This window comes from Pseudomonas sp. E315 (assembly GCF_055406205.1).
On record NZ_JBUZPJ010000005.1, the window covers coordinates 220,612 to 233,938 of the forward strand.

The following is a 13,327-nucleotide window of genomic DNA, read 5'->3' on the forward strand; positions in this document are numbered from 1 at the left end:
GGATCAAATTAGACCGATATCAGCTTTTGGTGGAAAACCGATAACCGGTGCCGCGCACGGTTTGTACCAGATTCTCGTAAACCTCGCCGAGCGCTTTACGCAGTCGGCGGATGTGAACATCCACGGTGCGCTCTTCAACATAAACATTGCCGCCCCACACTTGGTCGAGCAATTGGCCCCGGGTGTAGGCGCGCTCTTGGTGCGTCATAAAAAACTGTAGCAGGCGATATTCGGTAGGCCCCATTTCAGCGGGCGTGCCGTCAATGGTCACACGGTGGCTGACCGGATCAAGCAGCAAACCACCAATTTCAATCGGCGATTCGGCATCGGCTGGGCCAGCACGTCGTAACACGGCCTTGAGACGAGCGACCAATTCACGCGGGGAAAAAGGCTTGGTGATGTAATCATCCGCCCCCACTTCCAAGCCCTGGATTTTGTTGTCTTCCTCACCCTTGGCCGTGAGCATGATGATCGGGATGTCGGTGGTTAGCTCTTCGCGCTTAAGGCGACGTGCCAACTCGATGCCAGACGTACCGCCCGGCAGCATCCAGTCCAGCAGAATCAGATCGGGTTTGCGGTCCACGATGATTGCGTGGGCGTCTTGGGCATTCTCGGCTTCAAGGCAGTCGTAGCCTGCCATTTCCAGAGCCACGGCGATCATCTCGCGAATCGGCGCCTCGTCATCAACGATCAGAATGCTCCTGCCAACCATGCCGTAATCCTCGTGTCATTAAACTGTCTTGAAGCGCATTAGATAACGGAAATATTGCAGTCGTGTGACAGCCGCAGGCTTCGACGCGCTATGCAGGTTACTGAACTACGCTTTGAGTTCAAATCGTACAAACGCAAAAAGGACGATTCCGATGAGCTACAGCTCTTTTTCCCTGAAGGCACTACTGCTTGGCGCGGTGTTGGCCTTGCCAGGGCTCGCATTCGCCGCCGAACCTGCAATGGTCAAAAATGGCGTACTGGTCGATCACCAAGGCATGACGCTATACACCTTCGCCAAGGATGCGGACGGTAAATCCATGTGCAACGACAAGTGCGCAACCAATTGGCCACCACTGAAAGCAGAAAGCACCGATAAAGGAGTGGGCAAGTGGAGCGTTATCAGTCGCGATGATGAGCAGTTGCAGTGGGCCTATAAAAACAAGCCGCTGTACACCTTCATCATGGATAAGAAGGCCGGTGATAGGACGGGCGATGGCAAAATGGACGGCGCTTGGAAAGTGGCCAAGCCTTAACCGCTTTACCCGTGGTAACTGGCCAAGGCTTCGGTCTTTTAAAGATCAAAAGATCGCAGCCTGCGGCAGCTCCTACGAGTTGAGGACATAAAAAAACCTCGCGCCCTGTACAGAGCGCGAGGTTTTTTATAGTGCTGTCTTAAGCCGCGTTGGGCGACTGCGGACGGCGTACATCGGGTTGTTTCCAGGACTCGGCGGCTGCTTCGTCGATGGCTTGCTGGATGGCCTTTTTACGGTGTTCTTCAGCGCGACGGCTGAAGAACCACACCAAGAAGGTCACCAGCGATACTGCCAGCAAAATCAAGCTGGCCACGGCGTTGATCTCAGGTTTAACCCCCAGACGCACCGCCGAGAACACTTCCATCGGCAAGGTCGTAGAGCCCGGCCCGGACACGAAGCTGGCCAATACCAAGTCATCGAGTGACAAGGCAAAGGACATCATCGCGCCAGCGGCCAATGACGGCGCAATCATGGGAATGGTGATCAAGAAGAATACTTTCCAGGGCTTGGCACCCAAGTCCATAGCGGCTTCTTCGATCGACATGTCCAATTCACGCAACCGCGCTGACACCACCACCGCCACATAGGCGGCACAGAACGTGGTGTGGGCGATCCAGATGGTGACAATGCCTCGCTCTTGCGGCCAGCCAATCATCTGCGCCATCGCCACGAACAGCAGCAACAGCGACAGACCGGTAATCACCTCGGGCATCACCAACGGCGCAGTCACCAAGCCACCAAACAGCGTGCGGCCTTTGAAGTGGCTGATGCGCGTGAGTACAAACGCCGCCAAGGTGCCCAGTGCTACCGCGGCTATCGCCGTGTACAAGGCGATTTCCAGCGAGCGCATCACCGAACCCATCAGTTGGGTGTTGTCCAGCAGGCCCACGTACCACTTCAGCGACCAGCCGCCCCACACCGTCACAAGCTTGGAAGCGTTGAACGAGTAGATCACCAGAATCAGCATCGGCAGGTAGATAAACGCCAACCCCGCGACCAACATAAAGCTTGAGAAACGGAAGCGATTCATATCTTGCCCTCCAGTTCTTTAGCCTGGCTGCGGTTGAACAGAATGATTGGCACGATCAGGATCGCCAGCATTACTACAGCAAGCGCAGACGCTACCGGCCAGTCACGGTTGTTGAAGAACTCTTGCCACAACACTTTACCGATCATCAGGGTTTCTGGGCCGCCCAGCAGTTCTGGGATCACGAACTCGCCCACTACCGGGATAAACACCAGCATGCAGCCGGCGATAATGCCGTTTTTGGACAACGGAACCGTGATTTTCCAGAAGCTGTTGAAAGTGCTAGAACCCAAGTCAGACGCAGCTTCCAGCAGGCTGGTGTCGTGCTTAACCAAGTTGGCGTACAGCGGCAGGATCATAAACGGCAGGTACGAATAAACGATGCCGATATACACCGCGATGTTGGTGTTAAGGATCTGCAACGGTTCGCTGATCCAGCCCATCGACATCAAGAAGCCATTAAGCAGGCCGTTGTTGCTCAGGATGCCCATCCACGCATAAACGCGGATCAGAATCGCCGTCCAGGTCGGCATCATGATCAGCAGCACCAGCACGGTTTGCATCTCTTTGCGCGCATTGGCGATGGCATAAGCCATCGGATAACCGATCAGCAAGCACAGCAGCGTGCTGAAAAAGGCCATCTTCAATGAGCCCAAGTAGGCGGCGATATACAGCTCATCGTCGCCCAACATGGCGTAGTTACCCAGGTTTAGCAGCACCTGAATCTTTTGGTCAACGTAGCTGTAAATCTCGGTATACGGCGGGATCGCGACGTCGGCTTCCGCAAAGCTGATCTTCAATACGATGAAGAACGGCAGCATGAAAAACAAAAACAGCCACAGGAATGGAATCCCGATGACCATATGACGGCCACCGGGGGTTATTCGTTGCAGTCGGCGTTTTAGCTTTCGCATGTTCATGAGCGCAGTACCACGCCGCTGTCGTCTTCCCACCACACGTAAACTTCGTCGTCCCATGTAGGACGGGCGCCGCGACGTTCAGCGTTAGCCACAAACGATTGCACCAGCTTGCCGCTTGGCAGCTCGACGTAGAACACCGAGTGCCCGCCAAGGTAGGCGATGTCGTGTACTTTGCCGCGCGACCAGTTGTATTCGCAGGTCGGCTTCTCGGTAGTGACGAGCATTTTTTCCGGGCGAATGGCGTAGGTGGTGTGCTTATCTTCCACCGACGTGCTGACGCCGTGGCCGACGTAGATGTCGTTCTCCAGCTCCGGGCATTTAATGCGCGCATAGCCTTCGGCATCGTCGACCACTTCACCGTCGAACAAGTTGACGTTGCCGATGAACTCGCACACCAGTCGGCTGACCGGGGTTTCGTAGATGTCGATCGGGCTACCGATTTGGGCGATCCAGCCCAAGTGCATGATCGCAATGCGCTGGGCCATAGTCATGGCCTCTTCCTGATCGTGGGTCACCATGACGCAGGTCACGCCGACACGCTCGATGATCTCAACCAGCTCAAGCTGCATTTGTGAACGCAGCTTTTTGTCCAGGGCGCCCATCGGCTCGTCGAGCAGCAGCAGTTTCGGGCGTTTGGCCAGCGAGCGAGCCAAGGCCACACGCTGACGCTGGCCACCGGACAACTGATGCGGCTTGCGCTTGGCGTACTGGCTCATGTGGACCAGTTTGAGCATCTCGCCCACGCGAGCGTCGATCTCGGCGCTGGACATTTTGTCCTGCTTGAGACCAAAAGCGATGTTCTGCGCCACCGTCATGTGCGGGAACAAGGCGTAAGACTGGAACATCATGTTGATCGGCCGCTCGTAAGGCGGCATGTCAGTGATGTCGACACCATCCAGAAAAATGCGGCCCTCTGTTGGGCGCTCGAAACCGGCGAGCATACGCAGCAAGGTGGATTTGCCCGATCCCGATCCGCCGAGCAAGGCGAAAATTTCGCCTTTGTTGATTTCCAGGGACACATCGTCCACGGCAATCGTCTCGTCGAATTTTTTCGTGACCCGGTCGATTTTGACCAGAACCTGTTTAGGGGTCTGGTCGCCCTCGAGGGCTTTCTTATAGGCGCCGGAGGCAACAGCCATTTACGAAACTCCCAACAAATTTAGCAGCCCGACCTAGATAGTCGGGCCTTGGATAGGTGGTCTTGCGAGCTATTTACCCGTCTTGACCTTGGTCCACGTGCGCGTCATCAGACGTTGCACTTTCGGGGGTAGTTCGGTGGAAACGTAAGTTTTGTCCAGCACCGCCTGGGTTGGGTAAACCGCCTCATCGGTACGTATAGACTCGTCCATCACCTTGTCTGCTGCAGGATTTGGGTTGGCGTAGCCAACGTAATCACTGACCTGAGCGATCACTTCAGGTTTGAGCAGGTAGTTGATGAACGTGTGAGCTTCCTTGACGTTGCCGGAATCCTTGGGGATGGCCAGCATGTCAAACCACAGGGCGCCGCCTTCCTTGGGCACGATGTAGGCGATGTTGACGCCCTTTTTAGCCTCTTCGGCACGCGCCTTGGCTTGGAACACATCACCAGAAAAGCCAATAGCGACACAGATGTTGCCGTTGGCCAGATCAGATATGTATTTGGAAGAATGGAAGTAGGTGACGTACGGGCGAACCGACATCAGTGTTTCTTCAGCTTTTTTGTAGTCTTTCGGGTTGGTGCTATTGGCATCCAGACCCAAGTAGTTGAGTACGGTGGGCAGCATTTCATCAGCCGAATCCAGGAAGGCTACGCCGCAACTTTGCAGCTTCTTCATGTTTTCAGGCTTGAACACCACGTCCCAGGAGTCGATGGAATCGACGCCCAGTACTTCTTTGACCTTGTCGACGTTATAGCCGATGCCGTTAGTGCCCCACAGGTACGGAACGGCATACAGGTTGCCCGGATCGTTTTGCTCAAGACGCTTGAGCAACGCAGGATCAAGGTTGGAATAGTTGGGCATCTGCGACTTGTCGAGCTTTTGGAATGCGCCCGCTTTGATCTGCTTGCCCAGGAAGTGGTTAGACGGCACGACCACGTCATAACCGGTACGTCCGGCCAGCAGTTTGCCTTCAAGTGTTTCATTGGAGTCGAAGACGTCATACACCGGTTTGATGCCAGTGGCTTTCTCGAAATCGACCAGCGTGGTCGGTGCGATGTAGTCCGACCAGTTATAGATGTGCACGGTGGGTGCCGCTTGTACGCTGACGGCAAGCGTCAAACCAGCTCCGACCAGCAAGGTCTTGCGAAACAAAGATATAGACACGTGATGGTCCTCTAAATAGTTGGGCCTGAGTGGCCCGCGTCACACGGCAGCTGAGCCGCCAAACACAAAACCGGCGCGCAACTTACCCTCGATAAACCGACACAGCAAAGTTTTCTGCGATTTATTGCCGTAACACCCTGTTTTGACGCTATTTCAACCAAATTCGGCAGGAGCAAGCGTGTTCGCGATGCAGACGCTCGATCTATCGGAGTCGCCGCCATAACACCTTCGCGAGCGCGCTCGCTCCTACACGGTTTGGGTTATTTACCCGATTTAACTTTGGTCCAGCTGCGGGTCAACAGACGCTGCGTGCCAGCGGGCAAATCGCTGATGGCGTACAACTTGTCTTTTACTTCATCCGACGGGTAAATGGACGGGTCGCCAGAGATGTCTTTATTCACCAATGGTGTGGCAGCCTTGTTACCGTTCGGGAAGCGCACGCTGTTAGTGATTTCAGCCATGATTTCTGGCTGCATCAAGAAGTTCATGTACGCGTAAGCGGCATCAACGTTCTCGGCATCTTTAGGGATGGCGACCATGTCATAGAAGCTGCCAGCACCTTCTTTCGGAATGACGTAGTCCAGCTTGACCTTGCCACCGGCTTCTTTGGCACGCGAGATCGACTGCTCAATGTCACCCGAGTAGCCCACGGCCACGCAGATGTTGCCGTTGGCCAGGTCCGAAATGTACTTGGAGGAGTGGAAGTAACCAATTGAAGGGCGAACCTTCATGAACAAAGCTTCAGCTTCTGCCAGTTGCTTCTTGTCTTGCGTGTTGGTCGGGTAGCCCAAGTAATGCAGTGCCGCCGGAATCATTTCGGTCGGCGAGTCCAGGACGCTTATGCCGCAGCTTTTAAGCTTGGCAGCGTTCTCTGGCTTGAACAGCACGTCCCAGGAATCAATGGTGTCGACACCCAGTGCTGCTTTGACTTTTTCAGGGTTGTAGCCAATGCCGATGGTGCCCCACATGTACGGGAACGCGTATTGGTTGCCTTTATCACTGGCATCGCCCACGGCCTTGAGCAACTGTTCGTCGAGGTTTTTCCAGTTAGGCAGCTTGGACTTGTCCAGCTCCTGATAAACCCCGGCTTTGATCTGCTTGGCCAGAAAGTTGTTGGACGGCACGACAATGTCGTAACCGGACTTGCCCGCTAGCAACTTGGCCTCAAGGGTCTCGTTACTATCGAACACGTCATAAACCACTTTGATACCGGTCTGGTCTTCAAATTTTTTGACGGTTTCAGGTGCGATGTAATCGGACCAGTTATAGATGTGCAGCACTTTATCTGCCGCTTGCGCTGCCCCAGCCATCACACCCATCAAGGACAGGGCGAGAAGAGTTTTGCCAGCTTTCTTAAAACCTGATGCCTTCATCTGTAATGCTCCAATTGTTCTTTTAAACCACCGATTCAGCGACCTGAACTCAGGGTGACTAAAGCCGGCGGCTAGTCTGGCAAGATCAGGGGCAAGCTTTCAAGGGAAGAGCCTTGATTCTTAAGGCTTGGAGCGCAATTACCTACATTAAATGCTTGGTTGTCTTGCGCTCTGAGCCTAGCAGTCAACCTTGCAGTGCTTCCAAGGTCAGATCCAGGCACTTGCGAGCCTTGGTCACCAGCTCATCAATCTCGCTTTTGCTGATCACCAGCGGCGGCGCAATGATCATGGTGTCGCCAACAGCACGCATGATCAGACCGTTATCAAAGCAGAACTGGCGGCAGATCATGCCAACACCTTTGCCTTCATAACGTTTGCGCGTGGCTTTGTCTTGTACCAACTCGATGGCACCCAACAGGCCCACACCGCGCACTTCGCCCACCAACGGGTGATCGTTCAGTTCGCGTAAACGCTTTTGCAAATACGGTGCCGTTTCGGCATGAACCTTCTCGATAATTTTTTCTTCACGCAGGATGCGGATGTTTTCCAGCGCCACGGCAGCCGCTACCGGGTGACCCGAGTAGGTAAACCCGTGGTTGAAATCGCCACCTTCGTTCAGCACAGCAACTACTTCGTCGCGCACGATCAGGCCACCCATCGGGATGTAACCCGAGGTCAGGCCCTTGGCGATGGTCATCATGTCTGGTTTAAGGCCGTAGAAATCGCTACCGAACCACTCACCTGTGCGACCAAAACCACAAATAACTTCGTCAGCCACGAACAAGATGTCGTACTTGGCGAGAATTTCTTTGATGCGCGGCCAGTAGGTGTCTGGCGGGATAATCACACCGCCTGCGCCCTGAATCGGCTCAGCAATAAAAGCACCGACGTTATCAACGCCGATTTCTAGGATTTTTTCTTCTAACTGATTGGCCGCCCAGATACCGAACTCTTCCGGGGACATGTCGCCGCCTTCACCGAACCAGTAAGGCTGCGGGATGTGCGTAATGCCCGGAATCGGCAAGTCGCCCTGTTCGTGCATATACGTCATGCCGCCCAGGCTGGCGCCCGCCACGGTCGAGCCGTGGTAGCCGTTTTTGCGGCTGATGATGACTTTCTTGTTCGGTTGGCCCTTGATCGCCCAGTAGTGGCGAACCATGCGCAGCATGGTGTCGTTGCCTTCAGAACCGGAACCGGTGAAGAACACATGGTTCATGCCTTCAGGAGCAACCTCGGCAATAACCTTGGACAGCTCAAGCACAGGCGGGTGAGCGGTCATGAAAAACAGGTTGTAATAAGGCAGTTCACGCATTTGCTTGCTGGCAGCATCGGCCAGCTCGTCACGGCCATAACCAATGGCTACACACCACAGGCCCGCCATGCCGTCGAGAATCTTGTTCCCTTCGCTGTCCCACAGGTACACGCCTTTGGCGGTAGTGATGATGCGCGGGCCGACTTCTTTCAGTTGTTTAAAGTCACTGAAGGGCGCCAGGTGGTGATCGTTACTCAGATTTTGCCAAGCGAGTGTTTGCGGGTTCTTGTTAGTCATACAGCTCTCCTTTTTCAGTGTGGGTGCTGCGCCTTCCCGGCGCAGCGTTCCCAATGTCAGACGGGCGTGTCAGACGGCGAACAGCAGGAATTCCCGCTCCCACGAACTGATGACGCGCTTGAAGTTTTCATGCTCAGCACGTTTGACCGCTACGTAACCGGCAATGAACTTGGTACCCAGGTACTTCTCGATGGTCTTGCTGTTTTCCATCCGCTCCAATGCGTCTTCAATGGTCAACGGCAAGCGCAAGTTACGACGCTCATACCCACGCCCCACAACAGGCGCGCTTGGGTTGATGCTTTCGACCATGCCGATGTAGCCACACAACAAGCTGGCAGCAATGGCCAGATACGGGTTGGCGTCGGCCCCCGGCAAGCGGTTTTCAACCCGACGGTTTTGCGGGCCGGCATCCGGCACACGCAGACCCACGGTGCGGTTTTCTTCGCCCCACTCCACGTTCACCGGTGCCGAGGTGTCTGGCAAGAAGCGGCGGAACGAGTTCACGTTCGGCGCAAACAATGGCAGCAGTTCAGGGATGAACTTCTGCAAGCCACCGATGTGGTTGAGGAACAGCTGGCTCATGGTGCCGTCTTCATTAGAGAAGACGTTTTTGCCGGTGTTGATATCGATGATGCTCTGGTGCAAGTGCATGGCGCTGCCCGGCTCGCCGGTCATGGGCTTGGCCATAAAGGTCGCAGCGACGTCATGCTTGAGTGCGGCTTCACGCATGGTGCGCTTGAACACCAGAATCTGGTCGGCCAGCGACAGCGCGTCGCCGTGACGGAAGTTGATTTCCATCTGTGCCGTGCCGTCTTCGTGAATCAACGTGTCCAGATCCAGTTCTTGCAGTTCGCACCAGTCGTAAACGTCTTCGAACAACGGGTCGAATTCGTTGGCCGCTTCAATAGAGAAGGACTGACGGCCTGTTTCTGGACGCCCGGAGCGCCCAACAGGCGGCTGCAACGGGTAGTCAGGATCGTCGCTGCGCTTGGTCAGGTAAAACTCCATTTCTGGCGCCACAATCGGCTGCCAGCCGTGGTCGGCATAGAGTTTGAGTACCTTTTTAAGCACGTTACGCGGCGACAACTCAATGGGGTTGCCCTGCTTGTCGTAGGTGTCGTGAATCACCTGTGCTGTGGGCTCAATGGCCCAAGGTACGAGAAATACTGCGTTCTCGTCGGGGCGGCACACCATGTCGATGTCAGCCGGATCGAGGAGTTCGTAATAGATGTCGTCTTCGACGTAGTCGCCCGTAACGGTTTGCAGCAATACGCTCTCGGGCAGGCGCATGCCTTTTTCGGCAATGAACTTGTTGGTCGGCGAAATCTTACCGCGAGTAATCCCGGTGAGGTCGGCGATCATGCATTCGACTTCTGTGATCTTGTGGTCTTTCAACCAATCGGTGAGCTGGTCGAGGTTGTTACTCATAAATGCCTCTGGGCTGAGTGTCCTGACTTGAATAAGTCAGGCGTTTACTGACGCATCGGCGTCGCGTTGTGTTGCACGCTTTCTACAGGCATCGCCAAATGCCTGAAAGATAGCGAGGTAAATCGGGTTAGAGCTTACCTGCCATTCGGGGTGCCACTGAACAGCTAAAGCAAAAGCCTTGCCGCCTTCAACCGACACGGCTTCGACCAAGCCGTCTGGTGCAGTGGCTTCTACCCGCAGGCAAGGAGCTACGCGTTCAATACCTTGGGTATGAATCGAGTTGACCTCGAACTCTGCGGGCAAGCCCAAACCGGCCAATACACCGCCAGGTTGAACGTGCATGGCATGGCTGGGCGCGTACTGCACCTCAACAGGCGCACTCGGGTCTTCGCGATGCTCTATAAAGCCTTCGACTTCGTGCAGTTTCTGGTGAAGTGAGCCACCGAGGGCTACATTCAACTCTTGAAAGCCGCGGCAAATACCGAGCACCGGAACGCCCGCTGCCAATGCCGCACGAATCAAGGGGAGTGTAGTGCGATCACGGTCAGGATCATGCAGCGTGCCGGGCGCGCTGGCAGGGCCGTGATAGAGATGAGGTTCAATATTGGAAGGAGACCCGGTAAATAGCAGGCCATCCAGACCGTTAAGAATATCGGTCGGATCAATCAGTTCCGCCAATGACGGAAGGATCAAAGGCAAGCCTTTGGCTGCCACCGCGACTGCTCGCACGTACTTATCGCCAGTGATGTGATAAGGATGCAAACCGATCTGCTTGGTGCAGGCGGTAACGCCGATTAACGGCAGGCGTGACATGTAACACCCCGGTATTATTGCTGTTATGGGTTTTAATCGAGCTTAGCCTTGTTCATTTTTTTACACAACACCCCCGTAAAAAATACAATACGGCCCGCTTTAGCCTGCGGGCGGCAAGGTTTTCAAAAGACAAAAGGCGCCCTAAAAAGGCTCAAAAATGGCCTTTAAGCGCTTTTTAAGGGCAAAAAATAGGCTGCTTGACTTCGGTATGCCGTTCGGGTTGACTGAAACCCGTAGCGCTCAATGATTGATATTTTTAACAACAAAGGTGTTGCATCATGTCGGTACCCCCGCGTGCCGTTCAGCTGAATGAAGCGAACGCGTTCCTTAAGGAACATCCTGAGGTTCTGTACGTTGACCTTCTAATTGCGGATATGAATGGTGTAGTGCGCGGTAAGCGCATTGAACGCACCAGCCTCCACAAGGTTTACGAGAAAGGCATCAACCTGCCAGCCTCTTTATTTGCTCTGGACATCAATGGCTCAACGGTGGAAAGCACCGGTCTGGGTCTGGATATCGGTGACGCAGACCGAATCTGTTATCCAATCCCTGACACCCTGTGCAACGAGCCTTGGCAAAAGCGCCCAACCGCGCAACTGCTAATGACCATGCACGAACTCGAAGGTGAACCTTTCTTCGCCGATCCGCGCGAAGTGCTGCGTCAAGTTGTTACCAAGTTTGACGATATGGGCCTGACCATCTGCGCCGCTTTCGAACTTGAGTTCTACCTGATCGACCAGGAGAACGTGAACGGCCGCCCACAACCTCCACGCTCGCCGATCTCTGGCAAACGCCCGCATTCGACTCAGGTTTACCTGATCGACGATCTCGACGAATACGTCGACTGCCTCCAGGACATTCTGGAAGGTGCGAAAGAGCAAGGCATCCCGGCTGACGCCATCGTTAAAGAAAGTGCCCCGGCGCAGTTCGAAGTGAACCTGCACCACGTTGCCGACCCGATTAAGGCCTGCGACTACGCGGTACTGCTTAAACGCCTGATCAAAAACATCGCCTACGACCATGAGATGGACACCACCTTCATGGCCAAGCCTTATCCGGGCCAGGCGGGCAACGGGTTACACGTACATATTTCGATTCTGGACAAAGAAGGCAAAAACATTTTTGCCAGCGAGGATCCCGAGCAGAACGCCGCATTGCGTCACGCGATCGGCGGTGTGCTGGAGACCCTACCGGCGCAAATGGCGTTCCTTTGCCCTAACGTCAACTCGTACCGCCGTTTCGGCGCACAGTTCTACGTGCCGAACTCGCCGTGCTGGGGTCTGGACAACCGAACGGTCGCCTTGCGCGTACCGACCGGCTCAGCTGACTCCGTGCGTCTGGAACACCGGGTTGCTGGCGCTGATGCCAACCCGTACTTGTTGATGGCTTCGGTTCTGGCGGGCGTTCACCACGGCCTGACCAACAAGATCGAGCCTCCACCGCCCGTAGAAGGCAACTCCTACGAGCAACACGAGCAAAGCCTGCCTAACAACCTGCGTGATGCACTGCGTGAGTTGGATGACAGCGAAGTCATGGCCAAATATATCGACCCGAAATACATCGATATTTTTGTCGCCTGTAAAGAGAGCGAGCTGGAAGAGTTTGAACACTCCATCTCCGACCTCGAATACAACTGGTATCTGCATACTGTGTAAGCAATAACCGTTGTACAAAAACGCCGCAGGCCCAATGCCTGCGGCGTTTTTTTATGGGTGAGTCACAGCAGAGAAATAATCTGAAATAACTCGCCCATATAAAGAAATGCCTTACATCAAAATGTCGTTCCAGCGCTCAAGATCGCAACCCAATTGACCAACCAACACCCATGCACTCGGTTGTCACTATCGCCCTCTTGTCGCGAAGAACATCACTATGAAGTTTCGTATCAATGCCGCGCTTCTTTGCGTTATCTGTCTGTTAACGAGCCTTCAAACACTTGCAGAGCCTGCCGTCTGGAGTTACGTAGGCCCAACACAAGCAGAGGCGTGGGGTGAACTGGACCCAGATTACGCACTGTGTAGTTCCGGAAAAATGCAATCGCCCATCAATATTGAAATGACGCACAACGCTGAACTGCCCGTACTGGAAATCGATTTCAAGCCCGGGCCTGCAACCGTCAAAAATAATGGCCATACCCTTGAAGTGAAATCGGATGCCGAGGGGCATATCACACTAAAGACCGACTCTACTTCTGATGACTACACATTTGAGCAAATGCACCTGCACACCCCCAGTGAAACGCAAATAAACGGCCAGACCTATCCATTAGCAGGGCATATGCTGTATCGCAATAAAGCGGGCAAACAGGTCGTGGTCGCTACTTTTTTTGAAATGGGTGCCGAAAACAATACGCTGGCGCCTTTGTTGGCTGTATTGCCAAGGCACAAAGATGACGCATTTACGCTCGGGAACCTCGACATTGCCGGCCTGTTTCCTGCTGAGCGTGATTACTATGCCTACGAAGGTTCGCTGACCACCCCGCCTTGCACCGAAGGTATCGAGTGGAAGGTACTGAAAACACCTCTCTCTGTGTCCGAAGAACAATTGATCACTTTTCAATTACTGTTCCCAATGAATGCTCGCCCCGTACAGCCTCTCAATAAGCGCACCATACAGGTCAGTGGCTAACACCTGACCCGACTCGTACAATGCCTGCTGCCCAGCAGGAGA

12 protein-coding genes are annotated in these 13,327 nt (G+C 54.4%); 3 read left to right on the forward strand and 9 right to left on the reverse strand.

Annotation, left to right across the window (positions count from 1 at the left end; genetic code table 11):
- Positions 1-19 precede the first annotated feature (19 nt).
- The gene (gene phoB / locus ACZRJQ_RS09945) at positions 20-712 is read right to left on the reverse strand and encodes a phosphate regulon transcriptional regulator PhoB (RefSeq protein WP_463978186.1); all 693 of its coding nucleotides are present in this window, start codon (positions 710-712) and stop codon (positions 20-22) included.
- Positions 713-863: 151 nt separating this feature from the next.
- On the opposite strand from phoB, the gene ACZRJQ_RS09950 reads away from it, so the two are divergent.
- The gene (locus tag ACZRJQ_RS09950) at positions 864-1,244 is read left to right on the forward strand and encodes a COG4315 family predicted lipoprotein (protein WP_463978187.1); all 381 of its coding nucleotides are present in this window, start codon (positions 864-866) and stop codon (positions 1,242-1,244) included.
- Between the two features lie 139 nt (positions 1,245-1,383).
- Here ACZRJQ_RS09950 and ACZRJQ_RS09955 read toward each other — a convergent pair whose 3' ends face one another.
- From ACZRJQ_RS09955 to ACZRJQ_RS09990, 8 genes are all read right to left on the reverse strand, one after another.
- Positions 1,384-2,274: an ABC transporter permease subunit gene (locus tag ACZRJQ_RS09955; protein ID WP_463978188.1), complete on the reverse strand. Its 891-nt coding sequence runs from the start codon at positions 2,272-2,274 to the stop codon at positions 1,384-1,386.
- On the reverse strand, positions 2,271-3,191 hold the full coding sequence (locus ACZRJQ_RS09960; protein ID WP_029611643.1) for an ABC transporter permease subunit: 921 nt from the start codon (positions 3,189-3,191) through the stop codon (positions 2,271-2,273). Before ACZRJQ_RS09960 ends, ACZRJQ_RS09955 begins: the two co-directional genes overlap by 4 nt.
- Positions 3,188-4,330 (reverse strand): polyamine ABC transporter ATP-binding protein, encoded by a 1,143-nt coding sequence (gene potA / locus ACZRJQ_RS09965; protein ID WP_235573964.1) that lies wholly within the window; start codon positions 4,328-4,330, stop codon positions 3,188-3,190. The genes ACZRJQ_RS09960 and potA overlap by 4 nt, the downstream gene beginning before the upstream one ends.
- A 69-nt stretch (positions 4,331-4,399) precedes the next feature.
- Entirely contained in the window at positions 4,400-5,494 is a 1,095-nt protein-coding gene (locus ACZRJQ_RS09970; RefSeq protein ID WP_463978189.1) for a polyamine ABC transporter substrate-binding protein, read from the reverse strand.
- Positions 5,495-5,754: 260 nt separating this feature from the next.
- Positions 5,755-6,867, reverse strand: a complete 1,113-nt coding sequence (locus tag ACZRJQ_RS09975; protein ID WP_463978190.1) for a polyamine ABC transporter substrate-binding protein — start codon at positions 6,865-6,867, stop codon at positions 5,755-5,757.
- A gap of 184 nt (positions 6,868-7,051) precedes the next feature.
- Positions 7,052-8,416, reverse strand: a complete 1,365-nt coding sequence (locus ACZRJQ_RS09980) for an aspartate aminotransferase family protein (RefSeq protein WP_463978191.1) — start codon at positions 8,414-8,416, stop codon at positions 7,052-7,054.
- 69 nt (positions 8,417-8,485) lie between these two features.
- Positions 8,486-9,844 carry a glutamine synthetase family protein gene (locus tag ACZRJQ_RS09985; RefSeq protein ID WP_463978192.1) on the reverse strand — a complete coding sequence of 453 codons (1,359 nt, stop codon included), beginning with the start codon at positions 9,842-9,844 and terminating at the stop codon, positions 8,486-8,488.
- Between the two features lie 36 nt (positions 9,845-9,880).
- Positions 9,881-10,657 (reverse strand): gamma-glutamyl-gamma-aminobutyrate hydrolase family protein, encoded by a 777-nt coding sequence (locus ACZRJQ_RS09990; protein WP_463978193.1) that lies wholly within the window; start codon positions 10,655-10,657, stop codon positions 9,881-9,883.
- Between the two features lie 278 nt (positions 10,658-10,935).
- On the opposite strand from ACZRJQ_RS09990, the gene ACZRJQ_RS09995 reads away from it, so the two are divergent.
- Together ACZRJQ_RS09995 and ACZRJQ_RS10000 are read left to right on the forward strand one after the other, a co-directional pair.
- Complete coding sequence (locus tag ACZRJQ_RS09995) at positions 10,936-12,312, forward strand: glutamine synthetase family protein (RefSeq protein WP_463978194.1); 1,377 nt, start codon at positions 10,936-10,938, stop codon at positions 12,310-12,312.
- Between the two features lie 217 nt (positions 12,313-12,529).
- Entirely contained in the window at positions 12,530-13,285 is a 756-nt protein-coding gene (locus ACZRJQ_RS10000; protein ID WP_463978195.1) for a carbonic anhydrase, read from the forward strand.
- Positions 13,286-13,327: the final 42 nt, after the last annotated feature.